Source organism: Nocardioides sp. (assembly GCF_036267815.1).
In the GTDB taxonomy this organism is placed as follows: domain Bacteria; phylum Actinomycetota; class Actinomycetes; order Propionibacteriales; family Nocardioidaceae; genus Nocardioides.
This window is the reverse complement of the sequence record NZ_DATAVI010000001.1, coordinates 25,685-52,258: the sequence shown is the minus strand read 5'-3', so window position 1 is coordinate 52,258 and position 26,574 is coordinate 25,685. Positions and strand designations below refer to the sequence as shown.

Below are 26,574 nucleotides of genomic sequence, written 5' to 3'. Positions count from 1 at the left end.
CCGGTGGTCAGCTCGCGACACAGCACGACACCGCGATACAGCGGGGTGCACTCGACGACGATCCGCAGGACGCCGTGGAAGGTCGTGACCGGGAAGAACGTGCCCGAGAACAGGAACATCGGCAGCTGCACCAGGGTGATCTTGTCGAAGTCCTGCCAGGACTTCATCCACGTCGTCACGGCCATGCACACCGCGCTGAAGGCGAAGCCGATCAGCAGCGTCGCCGGCAGCGCCAGCACCGCCCACCACGAGTGCACGAGCCCGAGCGCCCACATGACGACCAGGAAGGCGACAGAGTACGACGCACCGCGCAGCTGCCCCCACAGGATCTCTCCCCGAGCGATGTCGCCCGTGGTCAGCGGGGTCACGAGCATCTGGTCGTAGAGCTTCTCGAACTTCAGCTTGAAGAAGACGTTGAACGTCGAGTCGAGGAGCGCACCGTTGAACGCGGACGCGGCCAGCATCCCCGGTGCCACGAACTCGGCGTAGGGCACCGAGTGGCCGTTGAGGTCGAAGGCGTGAACCAGCTTGCCGACCCCGACCCCGATCGAGAGCAGGTAGAAGACCGGCTCGAGGAACCCGGTGGCGAACAGCTTCCACTGTCGCTTGTAGGTGAGGTAGTTGCGCAGGACCAGCAGCCCGGTGCCCTCCCAGGGCCGCAGCGGGGACCGGGTGCTCACCGACGCGTCGGTCGGCGCGCTCATGTCGCCAGCCTCCGGCGCAGCGACGCCACGGCCAGCCACCAGCCGACCACGAGCAGGCAGGTGAGCACCGCGACGTTGACCGCAGCGGTGGTCGGGTCGACGTCGTCGACGCAGAGCATCCGGGTCAGGCTGACGCCGTGCCACAGCGGGGTGCAGCGCGCGACCCAGGCGAGCACCGGCCCGAGGTTGCTGATCGGGAAGAACGACCCGGAGAACAAGAACAGCGGGATCATCCCCAGCCGGAACACCAGCCCGAACGAGTCGGGACCCTCGACCCGCGCGCTCAGGGCGAAGGTCCAGGTCGCGAACGCCATCCCGACCAGGACGGTGGCGAGCCACGCGAGCAGGGGACCCCACCAGGTCGCGAAGACGCCGAAGGGCGCCATCACCAGGAAGTAGACCCCGCAGGTGGTCGCCACCCGGAACATCGCGAACGCCAACATCGCGTTGGCCAGGTCGCGGGTCGCCAGAGGGGTGGCCAGCTGCGCCCAGAAGCTCTTGTGCCACTTGATCCCGGCCAGCACCGGGTACGTCGTCTCGAACAGCGCCGTCTGCATCGCCTGGGCCGCGATCAGGCCCGGCACGATGAAGGCGAGGTACGACGTGGCGCCCTCGAGCCGGGCCGGGCTGACGTGCACGAACCGGCCGAGCAGCACGCCCATCGCCACCACGTAGAGCAGGGGCGAGAGGAACGAGCTCACCGCCGACGACTTCCAGGTGCGCTTGTAGACCGTCCAGTGGTAGTCGAGCTGGCGGCCGACGCCCTGCCACGCCGTGAGGGCGCGGTCGTCGCGGAAGGGCGCCGAGGTGACCTCTGCCGGGCTGGTCGAGGCCATCAGTCCACCAGCGTCCGTCCGGTCAGTCGCAGGAAGACGTCTTCCAGCGTCGAACGGCGCGCGAGCGTCGCCACCGGGCGCAGACCGCGCGCGTGCACCTGCTCCAGCACGTGCTCGCCGTCGGCGGCGTAGACCAGGAGGCGGTCGGGCAGCACCTCGACCCGGTCACCGAGGTCGGCGACCTTCTCCGCGGTCGCCTCGTGGTCGCCGACCGGGAAGCGCAGCTCGGCCACCTCGCGGGTGGAGTAGCGGCTGATCAGCTCCGAGGGCGAGCCCTCGGCCGCGACGACGCCGCGATCCATGACCACCAGCCGGTCGCACAGCTGCTCCGCCTCGTCCATGTAGTGGGTGGTGATCACCAGCGTCACCCCCTCCTGCTTGAGCCGGAAGAGGCGGTCCCACAGGATGTGGCGGGCCTGCGGGTCGAGGCCGGTCGTCGGCTCGTCGAGGAGCAGGATGTCGGGCTGGTTGATCAGGGAGCGGGCGATCGTCAGGCGCCGCTTCATCCCACCCGACAGGCTCTCGACCTTGGCGTCGCGCTTCTCGCCGAGCTGGACGAAGTCCAGCAGCTCGTCGGCGCGCCGGCGCACCTCGCGCTTGGCGATCCCGAAGTACCGCCCGTAGATGTAGAGGTTGTCGAAGACGTTCAGCTCGTTGTCGAGGGTGTCCTCCTGGGGGCAGACGCCCAGCCTCGAGCGAATCGCCGGGCCGTGCTCCGCGGGGTCCATGCCGAGGATGCGCAGCTCTCCGCCGGTGACGGGCGAGACGGCGGCGATCATCCGCATCGTCGAGGACTTGCCCGCGCCGTTGGGGCCCAGGAAGCCGAAGGCCTCCCCGCGCCGCACGTCGATGTCGATGCCCTTGACCGCCTCGACGATCGCACCCTCGCGGCTCGTGAACGACTTGCGCAGCCCGCGGGCGCTGATCATCGGGTCGCTGGTCGCGGCGGCGGAGTCGGAGGGCACGGTCACCGACCCTACAAACGACCTCCGACATCGACGCCACCGAGATCCCTCGCCCGTCGGCCGCGGCGCTAGCGTGATGCCATGAAACGCCTGGACCGCCGGCATGCGCGCTCGGACTCGCCGTTCGAGGAGTCGATCGGGTTCAGCCGTGCCGTCCGGGTGGGCCGGACGGTGGTCGTCAGCGGCACGGCCCCGGTCTGGCCGGACGGCCAGGTCGATCCCGACCCGGCCACCCAGGCGCGGCGGTGCTGGGAGATCGTCGTTGCGGCGCTGGCGGAGCTCGGTGCGACCCCCGCCGACGTCGTCCGCACCCGGCAGTACGTCGTGAGCGCCGACATCGCGGACGCTGTCGGAGCCGTGCACGGGGAGGTGTTCGGCGACGTACGACCTGCCAGCACGATGGTGGTCGTCGCCGGGCTGCTCGACCCTCGCTGGGTCGTCGAGGTGGAGGCCGATGCCGTGTTCAGCGAGGCGTCCGGCACCCGGCGTTAGGCGGGGTCGCGCCGCTCGTCTCCGTGTCCCGGCCACCACGCCGCGTGCCCGATCAGCGCGGTGATCGCCGGGGTGAAGAACATCGCCATCACGAACGCCGCGACGGCGATCCCGAACGAGATCGAGAAGCCCAGCGCGGTGAGCAGGGAGTTGCCGCCCAGCATCAGCGAGGCGAACGTGCCGGCGAGGATCAGGCCGGCGGCTGCCACGGTGGGTCCCGCGTGGGTGATGGCCTCGGCGGCGGCGGTCCGCGCGTCCTTGCCCTCGCGGGCCTCCTCGCGGAGGCGGGCGATCATCAAGATGTTGTAGTCGGTGCCCAACGCGACCACGAAGAGGTAGATGTAGATCGGCAGCAGGAAGATCAGCCCGGAGTGACCTTGGAGGTGCTGGAACACGATCACCGCCGCCCCGAGGGTCGCGCCGAAGCCGAGCCCGACCGACACCATGAGGTACCACGGCGCCACCAGGCTGCGCAGCAGCAGGGCCAGGATGATCGCGATCACGATCGCCGCCACCGGGAAGACGACCTTGTAGTCGCGGTTCATCGCCTTCTGGAAGTCGGCGAAGACCGAGGTGGTACCGCCGACCAGGGCCTCGGTGCCGGGCGGGGCGTTCGCATGGGCCGCGTCGCGCACCGGCCCCTTGATGGCGTCCAGCGCCGCATCCGAGGTCGGGTCGGCGTCCAGCACCACGCTGTAGGACGCCGTCTGCCGGTCCGGGCTCAGCTGCGCCGGCGCGACCGAGCCGACGCCGTCGGCCTTGCCCAGCTCGGTGGCGAACGTCGCGGTCTCGGTGCTGTCGAGGGGCTTGCCGTCGGTGGAGTGGAGCAGCACGACCGTCGGGTCGGTGGCGCCGGGCGGGAAGCCCTTCTCCAGCGTCTTGAGGGCGACCGAGGACTCCACCGTCTTGGGCGCCCCGGAGTCGCCGAGGTCGAAGTTGGGGTTGAACTGGAGGGCGAAGATCGCGAGCACCGCGAGGAGGATCCCCGACGCGGCGGCGTACGTCCCCGGACGGCGGCCCAGGGACCGGCCGATCGCGCCGAAGCGCGCATAGGTGGGCTCCTTCTTCCAGGCCCTGGATGGCCAGAACACGCGGGTGCCGAGCAGGGAGACCACCGCGGGCACCAGCGTGAGTGCGGCGACCACCGTCACCGCGACCGCGATGGCCAGCGCCGGGCCGATCGACTTGAAGATCCCCAGCGAGCTGAGGATCAGCGCCATGAAGGACACGATCACGGCGCCACCGGCGGACATGATCGCCTCGCCGGCGCGCTGGATCGCCTGGGCCACGGCCACCTTGTGGTCCTCGCCGAGGCGCAGCCGCTCGCGATATCGGAACAGGAAGAACAAGATGTAGTCGGTGCCGATGCCGAACAGCACCACGATCAGGATGACCTGGATGGAGCTGTCGGTCTTGAGGTCGAAGGCCTTGTTGGCGGCGCCGATGAGCCCGACGGCCACCTGCGAGACCAGGCCGATGACCAGCAGCGGGAACAGCGCCAGGATCACGCTGCGGAAGATCACGACCATCAGCAGCAGGATCAGGCCCAGCGTCGTCAGCCCGACGATCGCCTCGGCCTTCGACGACGCATCTTGCGAGTCGAGGGCCTGGGCCGCGGCCCCGGTCAGTCCGACCGTGAGGTCGGTGCCCCTCACGTCGGCGTGGGCATCGGCCCGCAGCTGCTTGGCGCCGTCGATCGCATCGGGCTCGTAGGGGTTCTTGTCCTTGCCGATCCCGGCGACCGCGATCTGGACCAGCTTGTTCTGCGACGGCGGCTGCGCGACCACGCCGGAGAACACGGCGGGCACCTTGGCGTCGAGCTCGGCGACGACCTTCTTGACCGTGCCCAGGTCGGCCGCTGTCAGCGCCGCGCCGTCGGTGCGGTCGAAGACGACGAGGGCTCCCACGGCGTTCTGCTGGGGGAAGGCCTCGGTCTGGAGGTTGGAGGCGCGGATCGACTCGTACTTCGACGGCAGGAACTCCGACTGGTCGGCCGTCGAGCTCAGCTTCGGCGCGGTCAGCACGATCAGCACCGAGGCGACGATCCAGGCGATCACGACGTACCACGGGTGGCGTGTGGCCAGTCGACCGAGTGCTGGGAACACGCGACCACCGTAGCGGCCCGCGGTTCACACCCGGCCCAAGGGGTCACGACGACCCAGCCGGCGACCGAGGACTGGCCACGGAGGAGCTACCCGAGCACTGGCTCAATGAGCACGAGCGTGCTCATTGAGCCAGTAGTCAGGCACGTGCTGGGACGCGGGCGCTCGGAGCCCACAGCTGCGGAGAGAAACCACCACGGCGTCGGCGGCAGACGACGGGCCGTGGCTCGTTGTCGGTGGGCTGAGCGAGGATGGTCGCCGTGAGTGAGCAGGCCGATCCGCTGCGCCGCTTCAGCGCGCCCACCAAGGCTTGGTTCGAGGCCGCGTTCGCGCGGCCCACGCCGGCCCAGTCGGGCGCCTGGGAGGCGATCGCCGCCGGGCGTCATGCGCTGGTCGTGGCGCCCACCGGGTCGGGCAAGACGCTCTCGGCGTTCCTCTGGGCGATCGACCGCCTGCTCACCGAGCCCGCGCCGAGCGGGCCCCAGCGACGACCACGCGGCACGCGGGTGCTCTACGTCTCGCCCCTGAAGGCGCTCGCCGTCGACGTCGAGCGCAACCTGCGCGCGCCGCTGACCGGCATCCGGCAGACCGCGGAGCGTCTCGGTGCCGGGGCGGCTGGGCGCCTGCCGGACGTCACGCTCGGAATCCGTTCGGGCGACACCCCTGCCGGCGAGCGCCGCACGCTGGCGCGCACTCCTCCCGACATCCTGATCACGACGCCGGAGTCGCTGTTCCTGATGCTGACCAGCCGCGCGCGGGAGAGCCTGGCCCAGGTCGAGACCGTGATCGTCGACGAGGTGCACGCCGTGGCCGGCACCAAGCGTGGCGCCCACCTCGGTCTCAGCCTCGAGCGCCTGGACGCCCTGCTGCCGAAGCCGGCGCAGCGCATCGGCCTGTCCGCCACGGTGCGTCCGCTCGACCAGGTCGCGCGCTTCCTCGGGGGGGCCAGCCCGGTCCAGGTCGTGGCGCCGGAGTCCGCCAAGGAGTGGGACCTCCGCGTCGTCGTCCCGGTCGAGGACATGACCCAGCCCGGGCAGGCCGACCACGGCTCCGAGGGCGAGGACGACGAGACCACCTCCGCCTCCTCCATCTGGCCCCATGTCGAGAGCCACGTCGCCGATCTGGTCGAGCAGCACCGCTCGACGATCGTCTTCGCCAACTCACGCCGCCTGGCCGAGCGGCTCACGGCCAGACTCAACGAGATTGCCGCCGAGCGCGCCGGCGCCGCGGTCGACGACGACGGCCCTCCCCCGGCGCAGGTCATGGCGCAGTCGGGCACGTCGTACGCCGCCACCCCGGTCATGGCCAAGGCTCACCACGGATCGGTGTCGAAGGAGCAGCGGGCGCTGATCGAGGACGACCTCAAGCGCGGTCGCCTCCCGTGCGTGGTCGCCACCAGCAGCCTCGAGCTCGGCATCGACATGGGGGCGGTCGACCTGGTGATCCAGATCGAGTCGCCACCCAGCGTCGCCAGTGCGCTCCAGCGGGTCGGCCGCGCGGGACACCAGGTCGGCGAGGTGAGCCGGGGGGTGCTCTTCCCCAAGCACCGCGGCGACCTCGCCCAGACGGCCGTCGCCGTCGAGCGGATGAGGTCGGGCCGGATCGAGGCCCTGCGCATCCCCGCCAACCCGCTCGACGTGCTGGCCCAGCAGGTCGTCGCCGCGGTGTCGATGGACTCCTGGTCGGTCGACGACCTGTTCGACACCGTCCGTCGCTGCGCGTCGTACACCGGGCTCCCCCGCACCGCCTTCGACGCCACCCTCGACCTGCTCAGCGGGCGCTACCCCAGCGACGAGTTCGCCGAGCTTCGTCCCCGCGTCGTATGGGACCGGGTCGGCGGGCAGCTCACCGGCCGACCCGGAGCGCAGCGCCTGGCCGTGACCAGCGGCGGGACGATCCCCGACCGCGGGCTGTTCGGGGTCTTCCTGGTCGGGGGCGAGGGTCCGGGGCGGCGGGTCGGCGAGCTCGACGAGGAGATGGTCTACGAGTCGCGGGTCGGCGACGTCTTCGCGCTGGGCGCCACGAGCTGGCGGATCGAGGACATCACCCACGACCGGGTGCTGGTCACGCCGGCGCCGGGCGTGCCCGGGCGACTGCCGTTCTGGAAGGGCGACACGCTCGGTCGGCCGGCCGAGCTGGGCGAGGCGATCGGGGCCTTCACCCGAGACCTGGCCTCGGCCACGCGCGAGGCCGCGGTGGCGGCGGCCGGCGACCGCGGGCTCGACGCGTGGGCCTCGGGCAACCTAGTCGACTACGTCCACGAGCAGGCCGAGGCAACCGGAGTGCTCCCGAGCGACCGCACCCTGGTGGTCGAGCGGTTCCGCGACGAGCTGGGCGACTGGCGCCTCGTGGTCCACTCGCCGTACGGCACCCCCGTGCACGCGCCCTGGGCCCTGGCCGTCAACGCCCGGCTGCGCGAGAGGTACGGCGTGGACGGCCAGGCGGTGGCCTCCGACGACGGCATCGTCATCCGCATCCCCGACACCGACGCCGACCCTCCGACCGGCGAGGTGATCGCCTTCGAGCCCGAGGAGATCGACGACCTGGTGACCCAGGAGGTCGGCGGGTCGGCGCTGTTCGCATCCCGGTTCCGCGAGTGCGCCGCCCGCGCCCTGCTCCTGCCTCGCCGCGACCCCGGCCGCCGCTCCCCGCTGTGGCAGCAACGCCAGCGCAGCGCAGCGCTGCTCGAGGTGGCCGTGAAGTACCCGTCGTTCCCGATCGTGCTCGAGGCCGTGCGGGAGTGTCTCCAGGACGTCTACGACCTGCCCGCGCTGGTCGGGCTGATGCGGCGCGTGCAGCAGCGCGAGGTCGGCATCCACGACGTCGACACCCACCAGCCGTCGCCGTACGCACGCACGCTGCTGTTCGGGTACGTCGCGCAGTTCGTCTACGAGGGTGACTCACCCATCGCCGAGCGGCGCGCCGCCGCACTGGCCCTCGACCAGGGCCTGCTCGCCGAGCTCCTCGGCCGCGCCGAGCTGCGCGAGCTGCTCGACCCCGAGGTGCTCGCCGAGGTCGAGGCAACCCTCCAGCGCACCCACCCGGAGCGCCGCGTCCGCGACGCCGAGGGGCTCGCCGACCTGCTGCGCTGGCTCGGCCCGGTCACCAGCGACGAGGCAGCCGAGCGCAGCATCGACGGTGCCGGCGTGGTCGAGTGGCTCACGTCGCTGGCCGACGCCCGCCGCGCGGTCGCCGTCCGGATGGCCGGCGAGGAGCGCTGGGCGGCGATCGAGGACGTCGGACGTCTCCGCGACGGGCTCGGGGTGCCGGTGCCGCCCGGGGTCCCCGACGCGTTCACCGAGCCGGTCGACGATCCGCTGGCCGACCTGGTCAGCCGCTATGCCCGCACCCACGGCCCGTTCACCGTCGGTGACGTCTCGACCCGGCTCGGGCTGGGCACCGCCGTCGTCCGACACACCCTGTCGCGTCTCGGCTCCCACGGCCGAGTGCTGGAGGGCGAGTTCCGGCCGTCCGGATCGGGCGCGGAGTGGTGCGACGCGGAGGTGCTCCGGCTCCTGCGCCGACGCTCGCTGGCCCGGCTGCGCCGCGAGGTGGAGCCGGTCGAGCCGGCCGCCCTCGGCCGCTTCCTGCTCGCCTGGCAGCACGTCGCCCGTCCGCGCGGCGGGCCGCACGGCATCGACGGCGTGCTCCGGGTCCTCGAGCAGCTCGCGGGATACCCGGCCCCGGCCTCGGCGTGGGAGTCGCTGATCCTGCCCAGCCGGGTCAGCGACTACGAGCCGAGTCTCCTCGACGAGCTGACGGCGTCGGGCGAGGTCACCTGGGTGGGCCACGCGAGCCTGCCCGGCACCGACGGCTGGGTCTCGCTCCACCTCGCCGACCAGGCCGCTCTCACCCTCCCTCAGGCCGAGCCGGTCGCCGAGGAACCCACGGGCGAGCTGCATGGCGCCGTCCTCGATGCGCTCGCTCCAGGCGGCGCGTGGTTCTTCCGACAGCTCCAGTCGGCCATCGGCGGCAGCGACCGCGACCTCGCTGCGGCCGTCTGGGACCTCGTCTGGGCGGGCCGCGTCACCAACGACACCTTCGCCCCGCTGCGGGCGCTGACCGGGTCCGGAGCCGGCAGTCACCGGCCCCGCCGGGCCGCGCCCCGTCCACGGTCGACCCGGCCCGCCAGGTCCGGCGTGCGGCCCGCGCCGGCGACGACCACCGGGCGCTGGTCGCTGGTGCCCGGGGCCGATGCCGATCCCACCCGCCGTACCCACGCCACCGCCGAGCACCTGCTCGAGAGATACGGGGTGGTGACTCGCGGCGCGGTCGCCGCCGAGCGCGTCGCCGGTGGCTTCGCCGCCGTCTACAAGGTCCTCTCCGCCTTCGAGGACTCCGGCCGCTGCCGGCGGGGGTACTTCGTCGAGGGCCTGGGTGCGGCCCAGTTCGGGACCGCCGGGTCCGTCGACCGGCTGCGCACGTTCTCCGACGCCTCGACCGCCTCGACCCGAGACGGTGCGGAGAAGCCGGCGGCGGTGACGCTGGCCGCGACCGACCCGGCGAATCCCTTCGGAGCAGCACTTCCCTGGCCGGAGCGCGAGACCTCGGGTGGTCATCGGCCGGGGCGCAAGGCGGGCTCGCTCGTCGTGCTGACCGACGGCGCGCTCGCTCTCTACGTCGAGCGCGGTGGGCGCACCCTGCTGACCTGGTCCGACGAGCCGGCCCGGCTCCGGGCCGCCGCGCTCTCGCTGGCCGACGCCGTACGCCGGGGCGCGCTGGGCCGGCTGACGGTAGAGAAGGCCGACGGCGAGCAGCTGCTCGGTGCTGGCTCGACACCCCTGCGCGAGGCGCTCGACGCGGCCGGCTTCATCTCGACGCCGCGTGGCCTGCGGCTGCGCGGGTGAAGGTGAGCGGCGGTGCCTGAGGGCGACACCGTGTGGCGGGCCGCACGCCTGCTCGACCGTGCGCTGAGCGGCCGGACGCTGACACTGACCGACGTCCGGGTGCCGGCCTACGCCGCGTGGGACCTCAGCGGTGGCGTCGTTGCCGAGACCCTCTCCCGGGGCAAGCACCTGCTGACCCGGATCGACGCGGAGCGGGGCTGGACCCTGCACACCCATCTGAAGATGGAGGGCGGCTGGCGGGTCGTGGCGCCCGGCCAGCGCTGGCCGCGTCCGGCCCACACCGCCCGGGTCGTCCTCGCGACCCCGGAGGTCGTGGCCATCGGCTTCCAGCTCGGGCTCGTCGAGATCCTGGCCCGGGAGGAGGAGTCGCGCGTGGTGGGGCACCTCGGACCCGACCTCCTCGGTCCCGGCTGGGACCCCGCCGAGGCGGTCCGTCGCCTCCTCGAGCAGCGCGACCGCCCGGTCAAGGAGGCCCTGCTCGACCAGACCCGGCTGGCCGGGATCGGGAACATGTACGCCAACGAGCTCTGCTTCCTGGTGGGCGTCGACCCGCTGACGCCGCTCGACCGGATCCCCGACCTGCATCGCCTGGTCGTGCTGGCCCACGAGCTGCTCGAGGCCAACCGGCGCCGGGCAGTCCAGTCGACCACCGGCGACCTCCGACGGGGGCAGAACACCTGGGTCTACGGGCGTCGGGGCCGCCGCTGTCGTCGCTGCGGCACGCCGATCGTCGAGACGGCGATCGGGGACGCCGGTCGAGCGCGGGTCACCTTCCACTGCCCGCAGTGCCAGCGCCCTGGTTGAGGCGGGCCACCGTCGCGGGCCGCTGCACCTCGAGCCACGCGACGAGGTCGCGGAAGGGCACGCGCCCGGTGTGCGCCTGCCCGAGGTGCGGAGCACGAACGACGTGAGGGCGTCGCGGTAGGCGTCGTGGTTCCAGTCGTTGACGTGGTTGCCCAAGAGGACCGGTGCCCGGCTGCCCCGCAACGACCGGCGGTAGAGGCCGTCGTTACATCCAGTGCTGCCACTGCTCGTGCCGGCCGACGCCGTCGAAGCTGACCACGACGAACTCCGGCGGCCGCTGGCCGGGGCGCAGCCGCCGCGGCACGAAGCCGTCCGGCAGCGGCACGCCCGCCTGGGGCGGGCGAAGGTGGCTGCCGGGGCGGGTGACGGGGGGCCCGGGGTCGCCGAGGAGAGGGCCGCGACCGGTGCCGCGTGCGGGGCCCCGCCCGGCTGGCCACCAGCACCGCAGGCGGTCAGGGCCACGCAGAGCCCGAGCGCCACGGTCGGCAGCAGGCGGCTCTGTCTGTGGGACTCTCCCCTGGGACGACCGCATGCGATCTGGAGTTGTCCGGCTCGCCCTCGTCCTGCCCCGACGCGGGAGCGGCGCGGGTCAGAGTCCCAGGTCGCTCAGGCCGGGGTGGTCGGCCGGACGCGGGCCGGAGTCGTCCCAGCGGAAGAGCCGGTCGGTCTCGGCGATCGGCAGGTCGTTGATGCTCGCGTGGCGTCGCGCCATCAGGCCGTTGTCGGCGAACTGCCAGTTCTCGTTGCCGTAGGACCGGAACCACGCGCCGTCGGCGTCGTGCCACTCGTAGGCGAAGCGCACGCCGATCCGGTCGTCCCCGAAGGCCCACAGCTCCTTGATCAACCGGTAGTCGAGCTCGCGGGCCCACTTGCGAACCAGGAACTCCACGATCGCGGGACGCCCCCCGAAGAACTCCGACCGGTTTCGCCAGCGGCTGTCGGCGGTGTAGGCGAGCGAGACCCGCTGGGGGTCGCGGGTGTTCCAGCCGTTCTCCGCGGCGCGGACCTTCGCGACGGCTTCGTCGTGCGAGAACGGCGGCAGTGGTGGCCGGGGCTCCTGGCTCGGTGCGGGCGTCTCGGTCACGGCTCGGCCCGGGCTCTCAAGCGGCCGACGACACCGACGCAACCACCTGGCGGCGGCCGGCCAACGGGGTCGGAGCGGTCGCGGCCTCCTCGACCGCCACGGCCTCGGACACGTCGCGGAGCACCTCGGACAGCGGTGCCTCCAGCGCCGAGCACAACGAGGCCAACAACTCCGAGGACGCTTCCTTCTGGCCGCGCTCGATCTCCGAGATGTAGCCCAGGCTCACCCGCGCCTCGGCCGAGACCTGGCGCAGGGTCAGGCCCTGCTCGAGACGGCGCTCACGCAGGACGTCGCCCAGCAGCCGGCGAAACAGCGCCATGGGGTCCTCCTTCGTGCCTTGTCGCCCGCGATCCTTGGGTCGAACGCTACCCGAGCGGGGGTTGTTCCCCGCCGGGATTCCCACGCAGCGTCTCACACAGCGCAGACAGCGCCTCCCGACACGCCCGGTCCTGGATCTGGTGCCGGTCGCCGACCAGCTCCATGGCCAGCGACCTGGTGCCGTCGGGCCCGGCGATGCCCACGAAGACCGTGCCCACCGGCCTTCCTTCCTGCGAGTCGGGCCCGGCCACCCCCGTGGTCGCGACGGCATAGGTCGCCCCGGTGGCCACGCGACAGCCCTGCGCCATCGCCCGCGCGCATTCGGCCGAGACGACGCCGTACTGCTCGACGAGGTCGTGCGGAACGCCGACCAGGGCCTCCTTCAGCTCGGTCGCATAGGTCACGAAGCCGCCCAGATAGCTCGCCGAGGCTCCCGCCACGGAGGTGACCGCGGCGGCCAGCCGGCCACCGGTCAGCGACTCGACGGTGGCCAGGGTCGCGTCGGCCGCGGCGAGCAGCGCGAGCGCGTCGGTGGCGTCGGGACGTCTCGACGCCGGTCGTCGCAGCGGGCTCATGGGTTTCGACCCTAGCCATCTCGGGCACTCTTGGTTCGTGAGCCGGCCGATCGAGGACTACGCGATGATCGGCGACCGTTCCACGGCCGCCCTGGTCGGCCGCGACGGCTCGATCGACTGGCTGTGCGTGCCGCGGTTCGACTCACCGGCGTGCTTCGCGGCCCTGCTCGGGGACGAGGACAACGGGCGCTGGCAGCTGTGCCCGGTCGGTGAGTACGACGTCAGCCGCGCCTACGTCGACGACTCGGCGGCCCTTCAGACGACGTTCACCACCGAGTCGGGCGTGGTCACGCTGCTCGACGTCATGCCCACCGGGGACGGCCGGGTCGACGTCATCCGCCGCGTGACCGGGGTGGAGGGCCGGGTCCAGATGCGCCACGAGTGGCTCGTGCGCTTCGACTACGGCACCGCCGAGCCCTGGATCCGCCACGTGCGCGACGGCGCCGGCGGCGGCCGCAGGAGCGAGGGCGAGGGGGCGATCGTCGCCGTGGCCGGGCCGGACCAGCTCGTCCTCCGCGGGCCGCGGCTCCCGCGGGCACAGGGACGCCGGCACGTGGACGAGTTCGAGGTGCGGGCGGGCCAGATCCTGACCTTCGCCATGACCTGGCTCCCGTCGTACCGCGACATCCCTGCTCCCCACCCGGCCCTGGTGGACGAGACGATCCACGACGAGATCGACTGGGTCGCGCGGCTCGACCTGAGCGGCGTGCCCCGAGCCGACGTCGTGCGCCGCTCCCTGCTCACGCTCCACCTGCTGACCCACGCCGAGACCGGCGGCATCGTCGCGGCGCCGACCACCTCGTTGCCGGAGGATCCGGGCGGCGAGCGCAACTGGGACTACCGCTACTGCTGGCTGCGCGACGCCTCACTGACAGTCACCTCGCTGATCGCGGTGGGGGCCATCGAGGAGGCGCGGCTGTGGCGCGACTGGCTGCTGCGGGCCGTGGCCGGGCACCCCGCCGACATCCAGATCCTCTACGCGGTGGACGGCCGGCGCCGGCTCACCGAGGTCGACGTGGACGAGCTCGCCGGCTACGCCGGCTCCCGGCCGGTCCGGATCGGCAACGGCGCGGTCGACCAGGAGCAGACCGACGTCTTCGGCGAGGTGATGCTGGCCCTCGACGCCGCTCGCGAGTCCGAGCTCGGCCAGACCGATGACGCCTGGAGCCTCCAGTGCGTGCTCCTGGACCACCTCGCCGACAACTGGCAGGAGCCCGACAACGGTCTGTGGGAGGTCCGGGGCGAGAAGCAGCTCTTCACCCACTCCCGGGTCATGGTCTGGGTCGCGTTCGACCGGGCCGTCAATGCGGTCGAGCGGCACGGGCTGGACGGCGACGTCGACCGGTGGCGCGAGCTGCGCGACAAGGTGCGCGAGGAGGTGCTCACGCGGGGGTTCGACGAGGACCGCAACACCTTCGTGCAGCACTACGACACCCACGAGGTGGACGCCGCCCTGCTGATGCTGCCGATCGTCGGCTTCGTCGCCGGCGACGACCCTCGGATGCTCGGCACCATCGACGCGATCGAGAGCGACCTCATGCGAGACGGGCTGCTGCTGCGCTACCGCACGTCATCGGGGGTCGACGGTCTCGCCGGTGACGAGCACCCGTTCCTCGCCTGTGGGTTCTGGCTGGTCTCGGCCTACGCCGAGGCAGGGCGCCTCGACGACGCCCGCGCGCTGTTCGACCGCCTCTGCGACCTGGCCAACGACGTCGGGCTGCTCTCCGAGGAGTACGACGCGCGCCACGGCCGGATGATCGGCAACTTCCCGCAGGCGCTCAGCCACCTGACACTCGTTCAGGCGGCCGTGCGGCTACGAGACGCTGCCGACCATCGCGGCTGACGAGCAGGCGGCCTACTTCGGGTTGCCGTTGGTGACCGTCAGCGTGGTGGCTCCCACCGCCGGCTTGGTCACCCGGTCGCCGAGGTAGAGCGCCCCGACGACCTGCCTGCCGGCGTTCGGGAAGGTCCCCGTGGTCAGGCTGGCGTGCCCGTCGACCAGCGGCAGCAGCGCCAGCTGCTGGTTGCCGACGAGGAGCGCGACGAAGCCGGTCGGGGTGGCTTGCGCCGCCGACACCGTGACGTCGATGCGCGAGCGGTCCTTCCTCTTCTGGAGCCGGCTCGGCGTCGCGGTCACGGTCACCTTGGCCTGCTCCTGGGAGTACGGCGCCGCGAGTCCGACCAGCTCCGGGTTGTGGTCGGAGGCCCGGAACTGGTTGGGCTGGTAGAGCAGCGTCGCGTTGTAGTTGTAGCGGCTGTACTCGAAGCCGACGGACTCCTCGGCGTTGATCTGCCAGACGTCGCGTCCGGTCACCATCTTCGTCGCGGCCGGACTGGCCAGCACGTGGTCCAGGGACCCGGCCAGGCCGTCGTACTCGTAGCTGACGTCCTTCGGGTCGTCACTGGGCTGGTTGACGTAGCCCGCCTGGTAGAGGACCTGCATCGGGTCCTCCTGGGTGTAGCTGTTGAAGTCACCGACCAGGAACACCTTGCTGGTGCCGCGCTCGGCCGAGAGCTGGTCGGCGAAGTCGACCAGGGCGTGCGCCTGTCGGACCCGGTCGCCGTTGAACGCGCCCTGGAGGCCGTTGGCGTTGTCGCCGGTCGCCGGCGGGGTGCTGTCGCCCTTCGACTTCAGGTGGTTGACGATCACCAGGAACCCGTCGGAGTCCAGGGCGCCCTTGCGCTTGAACTCCTGGGCCAGCGGCTCACGGGCGTTGGCGAAGGGCTCGCCGGGGTCGGACTGGTTCGAGAGCACGATCGGCGCGCCGACCGGCTCGACCTTGGCGGGGTTGTAGATGAACGCGGTGCGGATGACGTCCTGCTCCGCGGTCGGCGGCAGGTCCGCCGGGTCCGGCGAGGGGACGTAGGCCCACCGGGTGGTGCCGGCGGCGGCGTTGAGCGCGTCGACGAGCTTGGAGAGCGCGTCGTCGCGGTCCTTGCCGAACTGGACGGAGTTCTCGATCTCCTCCAGCGACACCACGTCGGCGTTCATCGTGTTGATCGCCGAGACCTCCTTGACCAGCTGACGCTGGAGGTTGGTCGAGTCCCACGCTCCACGGGGACCGTTCGGTACGCACTCGTTGACGTCGATGGGGTTGCCGTCGCGGTCGGTGTACGCCGAGCACGCGTTCGGGTCGCCCACCTGGGCGTCGTAGTCGGCAGCCGAGGTCGGGAAGAAGTTCTCCACGTTGAACGTCGCCAGCCGCAGGTCTCCGCCGACCGCGCGCGGCGCCTGGTTCGGCGTCCGGGTGTCGCTGAAGGTGGCCCACTGGTGTCCGTCACCGGTCACCTGGCTGGTCGGCTGGAGCTCCCACAACCCGTTGCGGTAGTCGAGGATCATCGGCTGCCGGAGCGTCGCGGTGGAGCCGATCCGGACCGGGTTGTCCGGGGTCAGCCACGCCATCGGGGTGTTCTTGTCGGTGGTCAGGAAGTTCCAGCTCGAGCCGTCGTTCAGCGTCACCGCTCGCGCGTCGTTGTCCGCCTCGACCTGGGCGATGTCGGCGGTGTCGCTCGCGGGGTAGAGGTCGGTCGGCTGGACCAGCTGGTGGTTGCCGGTGGCCAGCTCGATCTCGCCGTACTCGTTGGTGGAGTAGTTGTCGGTGACGGTGAGCTGGTCGGTCGGCGCGATCAGCTCGCTCTCGTGCGCCTCGCGCCCGGCGTCGGTCGTCGGATAGGCGATCGACAGCGGCGTGACCCCGCCCAGCGGAGGCGGGCCCAGCTCCTGCACGTCGGAGGACGCGACGCTGAGCTCGGTGAGGCCGCTGAACTCGCTGACCTTGCCGGTGACCTGGACGTAGTCGCCGACCTTGACCGAGATCGCCCCGGTCGGCTGGTAGACGAACACGGCATCGGAGGCACCCGGGGTCGCGTCGGTGCCCGAGCCGGTGCCGTCGGTCTGGATGACGTAGCCGAAGAAGCCGCCGGTCGGGTAGGCCGCGGTGACCACGCCCTGGGTGATGACCGTGTCGCCCGCCAGCGGCGAGGTGGCGCCGGTGCCTTGGATCTCGGCGATCGTGTGCTGGGTCGGCGGAGGCGGCGGGGTGCCGCCGCCGGTGTCCTGCGGGTCGGCCGGCTGGGCGCTGAGGTCGGCGGAGTTGTCGTCGGTGTCGGCCCCCGAGGCGCTGCGCTGGAGCGACTGGGTGGTCGTGGCCGCGGCGTTCGCCGCCTTGGTCTCGAACGACGTCGCGCCACTGGCACCCACCATGTCGACGACGCCGGCGACGCCGGCCATGTCGCCCGAGGTCGTGATCGCGTTGGGCGTGTCGAGCAGGAACACCTGGCCGCCGGCCGCGGCCAGGCTGAACGTGAAGGGACCCGCGTCCGGCGTCGGCAGGGGCGCGCCGTTGGTCGCCGAGGCCGCACCCATCTGGATCAGGTAGTGGCCGTGGGCCGGCACGCTGCCCGACAGGGCAGCGGGCGTGCCGCCGCTGGTGCCTCCTGACGAGCGGTAGTGGATGTAGTCACCGGCCACGCTGATCGCGGCGTCGGTCGGGTTGTCGAGCTCGACGTAGTCGGCGTCGTACGTCGCGCCGCTGTTGCCGCCGGCGCCGTACACCTCGCTTATCACCAGGCCGGTGCCGGTCGGGTTGGCCTGGGCCGGCCCGAGAAGGGCGCCGCCCGCCAGGACCAGCGCACCCGAGGAGACCAGGGTGAAGAGCGACCGGGGCCTGGCCCGCCGCCAGGCCCGGGCTGGGGGCCGGGGGGCGCGAGCAGACGCGAGCAGGGGTCGCTGGGGACGAGTCAGACGAAACATGGACGGGGGGTCCTTCCGAGAGCCGAGAGCCGAGAGTCGAGAGCGCCGGTGCCGACGACCTGTGCCCGGCACACTAATACGGCCCACCCCCGACGTCACCAGGCCCAGGTGGCCGATCGGTGAACGTCACGTGCCGCGGATCGTGGCCCGCTGTCGCCACACGTCGCGGAAGAACTCGAAGCCCGACCAGAGGGTCATCGCGACGGCAGCTGCCAGGACCACCTCGCCGAGGTGGAAGAGGACCACGCCCGTGCCGTGCAGCGGGTCGTGCAGCTGGCGCAGGGGCAGGCACAGACTGGTCAGCGCCACGGCCTGGAGGACCGTCTTGATCTTCCCGCTCCGCGCCGCCGCGACCACCACCCGCTGGAGGATCGACAGGCGCAGCAGGGTCACCGACCACTCGCGCACGAGGACGACGACGGTCACCCACCACCAGATGTCGCCGACCACCGAGAGGCCGATGAGGGCCATGCCGGTCATCGCCTTGTCGGCGATGGGATCGGCGATCTTGCCGAAGTTGGTGACCAGGCCCCGCGAGCGCGCGATGTCGCCGTCCACCTTGTCGGTCACCATCGCGATCGCGAACACCAGCGTGGCCAGACACCGCCACAGGATCGAGTCTCCACCGCCGTGCAGCAGCGCGACGCCGAAGAAGGGGACCAGCAGGACCCGCACTCCGGTCAGGACGTTGGGCAGGTTCCAGTTGCCCACCGTGGCCGCCTGCTCGCTCATCGGCGGGGCTCCGCGACGAGGTCGGCACCCTCGGCCGCAACCACGACCGCCGGGACCAGGTCGCCCACCCGGTGGCTCCCGCCCGGCAGCAGCCGGGTGGTGCCGTCGACCTCCGGACCCTGGTGGTCGGCCCGCCCCTCGGCGACCGCCCCGTCGTCGGCCGGGTCGAGGGACTCGACCAGGACCACGACGTCCTCGCCGATGCGCTCCTCGGCACGCTGCGCGGTCAGCTGCTCGACGAGGTCCGAGACGTGCTCGACCCGGGCCCGGATCTCGTCGTCGTCGTGCTTGCCGACCATGCCGGCTGCCTCGGTGCCCTCCTCGTCGGAGTAGCCGAACACCCCGGTGACGTCGAGGCGGGCGCCGACCAGGAAGTCGCAGAGCGTCTCGACGTCGGCCTCGGTCTCGCCCGGGAAGCCCACGATGACGTTGGACCGCACGCCGGCAGAGGGGCTCAGGGCGCGGATCCGCGCGAGCAGGTCGAGGAAGGACTCCGGGTCGCCGAACCTGCGCATCCGCCGGAGAACGGCGGCGCTGGCGTGCTGGAAGGACAGGTCGAAGTAGCGGCTGACGCCAGGCGTCGTGGCGATCGCCTCGACCAGGCCCGGCCGGGTCTCGGCGGGTTGCAGGTAGGAGACCCGGATGCGCGCGAGACCCTCGACCGCCGCGAGCTCGGGCAGCAGCGTCTCCAGCAGCCGCAGATCGCCGAGGTCCTTGCCGTACGACGTGCTGTTCTCGCTGACGAGGAAGACCTCGCGCACTCCCTCGCCGGCGAGCCAGCGTGCCTCGGCGAGCACCTCGGTCGGTCGCCGGCTGACGAAGGAGCCCCGGAAGCTCGGGATGGCGCAGAACGAGCACCGGCGGTCGCATCCGCTGGCCAGCTTGAGCGGGGCCATGGGCCCGCCGGCCAGACGACGGCGTACCGGCCGCGGACCGCTCGCCGGAGCGTAGAGACCCACGGCGTCCGTCGACGCCGGCGTGACCGCGCTCGCGACCGCACCGTGGCCCGGCACCGACACCGTGGTGGCGTCCCGGTCCACCGGCGAGATCGGCAGCAGTGTGCGCCGGTCGCGCGGCACGTGGGCGACATGTGCCTCACCGGCCAGCACCGACCTCAGTCGCGCGGCGATGTCGGGGTAGTCGTCGAAGCCGAGGACGGCGTCGGCCTCGGGGAGCGAGTCGGCCAGCTCCTTGCCGTACCGCTCCGCCAGGCACCCGACCGCGACCACGGCCTGCGTCGTCCCCGAGCCCTTGAGGTCGGAGGCGGCCAACAGCGTGTCGAGCGAGTCCTTCTTCGCCGCGTCGACGAAGCCGCAGGTGTTGACCACCACCGTCTGGGCGTCGGCCGGGTCGTCGACCAGGCGGAACCCGTCAGCCGCGAGCCGGCCGGCCAGCTCCTCGGAGTCGACGTCGTTGCGCGCGCAGCCGAGGGTCACCAGGGCGACGGTGATCGAAGTGGTCATCGACGTCGAGTATGCCGCCCACCCCCGGCCACCCCCACCGACCCGTCACAAAAGTGCACCCGCCCGCCACCGACCCGTCACAAAGGAACAGCAACGCCGAGTCGGCATATGACGACTCGGCGTGATTCGGCTGTCCTTTTGTGACGGGTCGGTGGGGTGGGCGGTGGGGGTGGGCGGTGGAGGTGGCGGTGTGGGTCAGTGGTAGGTGCGGGAGGTGGGGTGACCCGCGGGCCCCATGCGCCCGCGGTCCTTCCCATCCACCGTCACCCGGACCGACCCGTCCGTGGACTGGATCCGGACGGGTGCCGAGACGTGTACCGTCCGCTTCTGCCCGTAGGAGAGGTCGCCCGCGAAGACCAGCTTCCCGAGACCGTCGTGCACCACCACCCGGGCTCCGCCCCCGGCCGCCGTCAGCGTGACCGGCACCGGGGCCGACAGCACCGAGCGACTGTGGTGGGTGCCCCCCGACCCGCTCAGGACCGCCACATCGGGGCTTCGACCCGGACCTCCGGTCACCAGCCTGGCCACCGACCAGCACAGGACCAGGGCCATGACGGCGGCGACCAGCACCGACCAGTTGGGACCGCCGCGGGTGGAGCGCATCGAGCCGGCACCGGCCAGCTCCGCCTCGAAGACCCGGCGGGGGTCGATCGGGGCGTCGGCGTACTGCTCGTCGTAGGTGACGAGCATCGGCGCCGCCTCGACGCCGAGCACCCGACCCAGCGTCCGCAGATGACCGCGGGCGTAGAAGTCGCCGCCGCAGGCCGCGAAGTCGTCGACCTCGATCGCCTCGATGACGTGGGGTCGGATCCTGGTGCGATCGGCCAGCTCGTCGACGTCGAGACCGAGCCGCTCACGAGCGGCCGCGAGCTGCGGCCCGATCACGGGAGGGGCCGGGGCCTGCCCGATGGGCGCCTCGTCGTCCAGGAGCAGCGGAACATCGGCCAGGGCCGACCACAGCCGGGTGTCCTCGCCCGGCTCGTCCTCGGCGAACGGCGCCCCGAGCGGCGGGTCCTCCTTGCTGCGGCCCGGGAGGGGCGCCTGCACCTCGTGCCGCACCTCCGTTCGCCGGGCGGCGACGGTGGCGCGGCTCGGCGCGGGCGTCGGGCTGGCCAGGATCTCCGGAGGCGGCGACGGCAGCTCCTCGAGCAGGTGGGCCGCGTCGTCGACGTCGAGCGCCTCGACGCGCGAGCGCCGGCCCCGCTCGAGGCGAGCGGCCAGCACGCCGATGAGGTTGGCCATCGCCGGTCGGGGGTCGGGCAGTCGGCGGCCCCGGGTCTCGAGCCCCCCTCCCTCCGACTCGGCCACCGGCTGGTCCACCGGCTGGACGACCGGCTGGACCGGCTCGACCACCTGCTCGACCACCGGCTGGACCACCGGCTCCACCACCGACCCGACAACGGGCTCGGGAAGGGTGACGGCGTCTGGCTCGCCGACCCGGTGCGCCGCCTGGAGCACCGGCTCCGTGAGCAGCTCCGGGACCTCGACGTCCGCCTCGACGACGACCTGCGGCACGACCTCGGTGACCGGTGCGCGCCCGGCGGAGAGGGTCCGCAGGGCGGCAGCCAGGTCGGGTCGGCCGCCGAGGACGCGGGTGCCCAGGCCGAGCGGGAGCGCGAGCGGCGCGTGGTGGAGGCGGCGGTTGACGCGGGCGAGTCGGCGGGCGCCGGGATCGAGGTCCTCGAGCACCCGCTGGACGTAGTGGGTGCGGACCGTGAGAAGCCCGTCGCGCCACCACCGGCGTCGCCCCTGGAGCTCGACCTCGTCGATGCCGCCCCAGGGCAGGCCGACCCAGGTCCGGCCCAGGCGGAGGCGGACGCCGAGCTCGTCGGCGACCAGGAGCGGCGTGCGAGCGTCGAGCAGGGAGACGAGGTAGGCGACACCGACCATCGCGAGCACGCCCCCGACCACCCAGTCCAGGGCTCCGCCGCCGGCCGCGGCTCGCGCGAGGTAGGCGACGGCGACCAAGGAGGCTCCCGCCCCCAGCGATGCGGCAAGGCCGGTGCGACGGCGTACCTCGACCAGCTGCTCGGGGTGGCTGGCCGGCTCGCCGATCGTCTCGACCGGCGTCTGGTCGCCCTGGGGCTCGGTCTGCGGACCGAACGCCGCGCCGAGCCCAGGCTCCCGCTCCGCGTCGTCGTAGTCGCTGTCGTAGTCGCTGTCGATGGTCATCTCAGGCCCCGATCTCCCCTTGCAGGGTGGCGATCACACTGTCGATCTCGTCCGGCTTGACCAGCACGTCGCGGGCCTTCGAGCCCTCCGACGGCCCGACGACGCCGCGGCTCTCCAAGATGTCCATCAAGCGGCCGGCCTTGGCGAAGCCCACCCGGAGCTTGCGCTGGAGCATCGAGGTGGACCCGAACTGCGTCGAGACGACCAGCTCGACCGCCTGGATGACCAGGTCGAGGTCGTCGCCGATGTCGTCGTCGAGCTCGCGCTTGCTCTGCTGGGGCGCCGTGACGTCCTCGCGGTAGGTGGGCGTGAGCTGCTTCTTGCAGTGCGCGACGACCTGATGGATCTCGGCCTCGGTGACCCACGAGCCCTGCACGCGCACCGCCTTCGAGGCGCCCATCGGCAGGAACAGCCCGTCGCCCTGGCCGACCAGCTTCTCCGCGCCGGGCTGGTCGAGGATGACCCGGCTGTCGGCCAGGCTCGAGGTGGCGAAGGCGAGCCGCGAGGGCACGTTGGCCTTGATCAGGCCGGTGACCACGTCGACGCTCGGCCGCTGGGTGGCCAGCACCAGGTGGATCCCTGCCGCTCGCGCCAGCTGGGTGATCCGCACCACGGCGTCCTCGACGTCTCGCGGCGCGATCATCATCAGGTCGGCGAGCTCGTCGACCACGACCACCAGATAGGGGTACGGCGCGACCTCGCGCTCACTGCCTGGCGGCACCTTGACCTTGCCCGCCCGGACCGCCTTGTTGAAGTCGTCGACGTGACGGAAGCCGAAGTTGGCGAGGTCGTCGTAGCGCAGGTCCATCTCGCGCACCACCCAGGCCAGTGCCTCGGCGGCCTTCTTCGGGTTGGTGATGATCGGGGTGATCAGGTGCGGGATGCCCTCGTAGGAGTTGAGCTCGACCCGCTTGGGGTCGATCATGATCATCCGCACCTCGTCGGGGGTCGAGCGCATCAGCAGCGAGCAGATCATCGAGTTGATGAAGCTCGACTTGCCCGAGCCGGTGGCGCCGGCGACCAGGAGGTGCGGCATCTTCGCGAGGTTCGCGACCACGAAGCCGCCCTCGACGTCCTTGCCCAGCCCGACCACGAGCGGGTGGTGGTCGGAGCGCGACGTGGTGGAGCGCAGCACGTCGCCCAGCGAGACGATCTCCTTGTCGGAGTTGGGGATCTCGATGCCGATCGCCGACTTCCCCGGGATCGGGCTGAGGATCCGGACGTCGGCGGAGGCCACCGCGTAGGCGATGTTCTTGGACAGCGCGGTGACCTTCTCGACCTTGACCGCCGGGCCGAGCTCGACCTCGTACCGGGTCACTGTCGGGCCGCGGGTGTAGCCGGTGACCTGGGCGTCGATGCCGAACTCCTCGAGCACCTGGGTCAGCCGCCCGACGACGCCGTCACTGGCTCGCGAGCGCGGCTTGTGCGGGGAGCCCGGCCGCAGGACGTCGTTGCCGGGCAGGGAGTAGACGACGTCTCCGGACAGCTCGAGCTGCTCGGCGCGCAGCGGCAGCGGGGTGTGCGGCGGCGCCACGAGGTCTGCCGCCGTGTCTGCCGGGTCGGACCCGACGTCGGACCTGGTGTCGGGCCCATGGTCGGAGTGCGCGTCGACCACGGCGATGGCCTGCGTCGCGCCCGTGTCTCCGGCCCGGGTGTCGCCGATCTCGCCGCGCTTGCGGCGGCGCCTGAGCTCGCGGTCGCTGAGCACCGGGGAGTCGTAGGCGGGGTCCCCCATGTCGGGGTCGATCTCCTCGTCGGGCCGCAGCCCACGGCGGTGGCTGCGAATGCCGTTCGCCGGCAGGTCGTCCTCGGCGACGGGCGGGCGACCGAGGATCCGGTCGCGGAAGGCGGCGAGCTTGACCGGCACCTGGTAGACCGGGGTCGCGGTGACCACGAGGATCCCGAAGAGTGCGAGCAGCAGCAGCAGCGGCACCACGACGTACGTCGAGCGCAGGAGGTCCAGCAGCAGGCTGGACACGACGTACCCGATGGCCCCGCCGGCGTTCTGGAGGTCGGAGGAGTCGCCGTTGACCGGCGCGGGGTTGCCCGCCGCGATGTGCACGGTGCCCAGCACGCCGAAGCCCAGGGCGACCCAGCCCACGACCTGGCGGCCCGCCGGCCCTCTGGCCTCGGGGTCGCGCATCGTGCGCCAGCCGGTCCAGACCAGGATCAGCGGCACCAGCCAGCCCACCTCGCCCACCGAGCCGGCCACCACGGTGCGCGTGCCGTGCATCAGGCCGCCGGGCAGCTGCCACCACACCGCGGCGGCGCAGACGACGGCGAGGCCGAGCAGGAACAGCCCGACGCCGTCGCGACGGTGCTCGGGCTCGAGGTCGTGCGCCGTCTTGCCGACCTTGCGCGCGACCGCGCCGATCCCGTGCGCGATGCCCAGCCAGATCGCGGCGACCCCGCGTCCCAGCGCCGCGAACAGCCGCAGGACCGGACCGCGCCCCGAGCGGACCGCTCGGGGCGCCGGACGCCGTCTGCGTGCCGAGGACGTGCGGGATCGCTTCTTGGTCGTACTCCGAGATCGCGTAGCGGGCTTGCTCCGGCTGCGCGAACCCGGCGGGGAAGACGTACGGGTCGCCATGGTCTCGACCCTAGGTCACTGTCACTCCCGTCACACGGATCACACGCCGCACACGGGTTTGCGGTGTCTCCGGCATCCGGATCGCGACCTGGGCGACCCCTACGGCTGCCGCTCGAGCAGACCGCGGACGTACTGTGCCTGACCGAGATGGGCGTTGACCTCGTTGACCACGCTGACCAGCCGGACGCCGAGGGTGACCGGTGGGTCCCACGCCTCGTCGACGACGCGGTCGAGGTCGTCGGGCGCCAGCGTCGCGACGTACGCCGCAGTGCGGGCGGCGACCGCCTCGTAGTACCCGGCCAGCAGGTCGCCGGTGGCCCGCACCTTCCCCACGTCGGCAGCGGTCATCGCGTAGCCGTGCTCGTGGTCGTCGAAGGGCAGGCCGAAGCGGTCGGCCCAGCCGTCGGCCAGCCACGCCTGGTCGCTGCCGGCTGCGCCGGCGACATGGTCGTCCTCGATCCGGCTCAGGTGCCATATCAGCCAGGCGATCGAGTTGGCCTCGGGGTCGGGCCGCCAGGCCAGCTCGTCGTCGCCGAGCCCGGCGACGACCCCCGGCATCTGCTCTCGGACCCGGCCCAGCGCGTCGGTCAGGAGCTCGCTCACGTTCATGGGCGTCAGCCTGGCACGCCGCGCCGACAGTGCTGCTCTGCTGCCATGCTGCGGGTGTGGAGCTGATCTGGGCCTTGCCCGCCGTGTGTGCGGTCACCGACTGGTACGCCGTGTCCCGGGGCGACCGGCGTACCGAGACGTGGGCGAAGCCCGCCACCCTGGCCGCGCTGATCCTGGCCGCCCTGGTGCTCGGGGCGACCGACAGCGCGGCCGGTGCCTGGCTGCTGGTCGCCCTGGTGCTCGGCATGATCGGGGACGTCTTCCTGCTCGACGACTCCGAGACCCGGTTCCGGCTCGGGCTGGCGGCCTTCCTGGTGGGGCACCTGGCCTACGTCGCGAGCTTCGCCAAGCTCGGGATCGACCCCGCGGGCTGGGCGTGGGTCTCCTGGGCCGTGCTGCTGGTCTGCCTGCTGGCCACCCGGCAGGTCGCCCCGGCGACGTTCCTGCGCTCCGGGTGGGCCCTCGCCGCGCCGGTGGCGCTCTACACCCTGGTGATCGGCGCGATGGTGATCGTCGCCTTCGACACCGGCGAGCCGCTGGTGGCCCTGGGAGCAGGCGTCTTCGCGGCCAGCGACTCCCTCCTGGCGGTCAACCGCTTCGTCCGACCGATCTCCTGGGCGCCGGTGGCCGTGATGGTCACCTACCACCTCGGCCAGGCCCTGATCGTCGGCGGCGTGATCGGGGCTACCTGAGCGATCGCTTCCCAGCCCGTCCCCCCGAGGGCGTGCACAGCTACCGTGCGTACCTGCGCCGGCACCCCTCCGGGCACGGAGGACACGGGGGGCACGGGGGGCACGGGGGGCACGGACACCGCTCGAGAGGGCACGACCCTGCACAGCACCGCAGCAGACTGGGTGACGGCCCCTCCGCCGGCGGGGGCCGGGCACCTGCCGGTCATGATGGAGCACATGGGCGACAGCCGTTCCGCGTTCCTCTCGGCCTCCGAGTCGTACGTCGACCAGGTGGCGCGGATCCCGGTCGCCGAGCTGGCGGGACCCGGCCTCGGGGCCTGGGACCTCCGTGCGCTGGTCGGACACGCCGCACGCTCCCTCACGACCGTCGAGACCTATCTCGACCAGCCGGCCGCGGAGGTCGCCCTCCCCCGTGCCGCCGACTACTACCTCGCCATCGCGGCGACGCTCGCGGGCGGCGGTGACGCCGTCCTCGAACGAGGGCGCCAGGCCGGGCTCGCCCTGGGCGAGGACCCCGCGACGTACGTCCGGGAGCTCGCGGCCCGGGTGCACGCCAAGCTGCCCGCGTACGACGCGTCGTACGCGATGACCACGATCGCCGGCGGGATGCGGCTCGACGAGTACCTCCGGACGCGCACCTTCGAGCTGGTCGTGCACGGGCTCGACATCGCCGTCGCCACCGGCGTCGACCCCGGGTTCGCCGACGACCCGCTCGTCGACGCCTCGACCCTCGCCGCGCAGGTGGCGGTCCGATCGGGCCGGGGACCGACCCTGCTGCTGGCCCTGACCGGTCGCCACCGGCTCCCCGACGGCTTCAGCATCGTCTGACAGGAAAC

Annotated in this window: 19 protein-coding genes; 6 read left to right on the top strand and 13 right to left on the bottom strand. The window is 72.4% G+C overall.

All coding sequences use genetic code 11. The annotated features are described in order from the left end of the window. The 3 genes from VHW64_RS00235 to VHW64_RS00225 all read right to left on the bottom strand — a co-directional run. Nucleotides 1–704: ABC transporter permease (locus tag VHW64_RS00235; RefSeq protein ID WP_329648481.1), on the bottom strand; the 704-nt coding region annotated here is incomplete at its 3' end. Further along, nucleotides 701–1,540 carry an ABC transporter permease gene (locus VHW64_RS00230; RefSeq protein WP_329648480.1) on the bottom strand — a complete coding sequence of 280 codons (840 nt, stop codon included), beginning with the start codon at nucleotides 1,538–1,540 and terminating at the stop codon, nucleotides 701–703. The genes VHW64_RS00230 and VHW64_RS00235, both read right to left, overlap by 4 nt. Beyond that, nucleotides 1,540–2,469: an ABC transporter ATP-binding protein gene (locus tag VHW64_RS00225; RefSeq protein ID WP_329648484.1), complete on the bottom strand. Its 930-nt coding sequence runs from the start codon at nucleotides 2,467–2,469 to the stop codon at nucleotides 1,540–1,542. Before VHW64_RS00225 ends, VHW64_RS00230 begins: the two co-directional genes overlap by 1 nt. A gap of 117 nt (nucleotides 2,470–2,586) precedes the next feature. Between VHW64_RS00225 and VHW64_RS00220 the strand changes: the two genes are divergently transcribed. Beyond that, complete coding sequence (locus tag VHW64_RS00220) at nucleotides 2,587–2,997, top strand: RidA family protein (RefSeq protein ID WP_329648479.1); 411 nt, start codon at nucleotides 2,587–2,589, stop codon at nucleotides 2,995–2,997. On the opposite strand, the gene VHW64_RS00215 is transcribed toward VHW64_RS00220, so the two are convergent. After that, nucleotides 2,994–5,102: an MMPL family transporter gene (locus VHW64_RS00215; protein WP_329648478.1), complete on the bottom strand. Its 2,109-nt coding sequence runs from the start codon at nucleotides 5,100–5,102 to the stop codon at nucleotides 2,994–2,996. The genes VHW64_RS00220 and VHW64_RS00215 overlap by 4 nt on opposite strands. 248 nt (nucleotides 5,103–5,350) lie before the next feature. Between VHW64_RS00215 and VHW64_RS00210 the strand changes: the two genes are divergently transcribed. Further along, nucleotides 5,351–9,946, top strand: coding sequence for an ATP-dependent helicase (locus VHW64_RS00210; RefSeq protein ID WP_329648477.1), 4,596 nt, complete (start codon nucleotides 5,351–5,353; stop codon nucleotides 9,944–9,946). A 12-nt stretch (nucleotides 9,947–9,958) separates the two neighbouring features. Then, nucleotides 9,959–10,750 carry a DNA-formamidopyrimidine glycosylase family protein gene (locus VHW64_RS00205; RefSeq protein WP_329648476.1) on the top strand — a complete coding sequence of 264 codons (792 nt, stop codon included), beginning with the start codon at nucleotides 9,959–9,961 and terminating at the stop codon, nucleotides 10,748–10,750. 589 nt (nucleotides 10,751–11,339) lie between these two features. Here the strand turns inward: VHW64_RS00205 and VHW64_RS00200 are convergent. From VHW64_RS00200 to VHW64_RS00190, 3 genes are read right to left on the bottom strand one after another with little or no spacing between them, the layout of a single operon-like run. Further along, nucleotides 11,340–11,834 carry a nuclear transport factor 2 family protein gene (locus VHW64_RS00200; RefSeq protein WP_329648475.1) on the bottom strand — a complete coding sequence of 165 codons (495 nt, stop codon included), beginning with the start codon at nucleotides 11,832–11,834 and terminating at the stop codon, nucleotides 11,340–11,342. Between the two features lie 16 nt (nucleotides 11,835–11,850). Continuing rightward, the gene (locus VHW64_RS00195) at nucleotides 11,851–12,153 is read right to left on the bottom strand and encodes a helix-turn-helix transcriptional regulator (RefSeq protein ID WP_329648474.1); all 303 of its coding nucleotides are present in this window, start codon (nucleotides 12,151–12,153) and stop codon (nucleotides 11,851–11,853) included. 46 nt (nucleotides 12,154–12,199) lie between these two features. Continuing rightward, on the bottom strand, nucleotides 12,200–12,727 hold the full coding sequence (locus tag VHW64_RS00190; RefSeq protein ID WP_329648473.1) for a CinA family protein: 528 nt from the start codon (nucleotides 12,725–12,727) through the stop codon (nucleotides 12,200–12,202). 37 nt (nucleotides 12,728–12,764) lie between these two features. Here VHW64_RS00190 and VHW64_RS00185 point away from each other — a divergent pair, with 37 nt between their 5' ends. Next, nucleotides 12,765–14,570 carry a glycoside hydrolase family 15 protein gene (locus VHW64_RS00185; RefSeq protein WP_329648472.1) on the top strand — a complete coding sequence of 602 codons (1,806 nt, stop codon included), beginning with the start codon at nucleotides 12,765–12,767 and terminating at the stop codon, nucleotides 14,568–14,570. A gap of 12 nt (nucleotides 14,571–14,582) precedes the next feature. Here the strand turns inward: VHW64_RS00185 and VHW64_RS00180 are convergent, their stop codons facing one another. From VHW64_RS00180 to VHW64_RS00155, 6 genes are all read right to left on the bottom strand, one after another. Beyond that, nucleotides 14,583–17,480, bottom strand: a complete 2,898-nt coding sequence (locus VHW64_RS00180; protein ID WP_329648471.1) for an ExeM/NucH family extracellular endonuclease — start codon at nucleotides 17,478–17,480, stop codon at nucleotides 14,583–14,585. Between the two features lie 126 nt (nucleotides 17,481–17,606). Next, a complete protein-coding gene (gene pgsA / locus VHW64_RS00175; protein WP_329648470.1) occupies nucleotides 17,607–18,212 on the bottom strand; it encodes a CDP-diacylglycerol--glycerol-3-phosphate 3-phosphatidyltransferase in 606 nt (201 codons plus the stop codon). After that, nucleotides 18,209–19,663, bottom strand: a complete 1,455-nt coding sequence (locus VHW64_RS00170) for a MiaB/RimO family radical SAM methylthiotransferase (protein WP_329648483.1) — start codon at nucleotides 19,661–19,663, stop codon at nucleotides 18,209–18,211. Before VHW64_RS00170 ends, pgsA begins: the two co-directional genes overlap by 4 nt. A gap of 207 nt (nucleotides 19,664–19,870) precedes the next feature. Next, entirely contained in the window at nucleotides 19,871–21,847 is a 1,977-nt protein-coding gene (locus tag VHW64_RS00165) for a helix-turn-helix domain-containing protein (RefSeq protein WP_329648469.1), read from the bottom strand. A gap of 1 nt (nucleotide 21,848) precedes the next feature. Beyond that, complete coding sequence (locus VHW64_RS00160; protein WP_329648468.1) at nucleotides 21,849–24,437, bottom strand: DNA translocase FtsK; 2,589 nt, start codon at nucleotides 24,435–24,437, stop codon at nucleotides 21,849–21,851. Nucleotides 24,438–24,536: 99 nt separating this feature from the next. After that, entirely contained in the window at nucleotides 24,537–25,046 is a 510-nt protein-coding gene (locus tag VHW64_RS00155; RefSeq protein ID WP_329648467.1) for a mycothiol transferase, read from the bottom strand. A 56-nt stretch (nucleotides 25,047–25,102) separates the two neighbouring features. Here VHW64_RS00155 and VHW64_RS00150 point away from each other — a divergent pair, with 56 nt between their 5' ends. Both VHW64_RS00150 and VHW64_RS00145 read left to right on the top strand, forming a co-directional pair. Further along, nucleotides 25,103–25,738, top strand: coding sequence for a lysoplasmalogenase (locus tag VHW64_RS00150; protein WP_329648466.1), 636 nt, complete (start codon nucleotides 25,103–25,105; stop codon nucleotides 25,736–25,738). Between the two features lie 216 nt (nucleotides 25,739–25,954). Further along, on the top strand, nucleotides 25,955–26,566 hold the full coding sequence (locus VHW64_RS00145; RefSeq protein ID WP_329648465.1) for a maleylpyruvate isomerase N-terminal domain-containing protein: 612 nt from the start codon (nucleotides 25,955–25,957) through the stop codon (nucleotides 26,564–26,566). The last annotated feature ends 8 nt before the right edge of the window (nucleotides 26,567–26,574 follow it).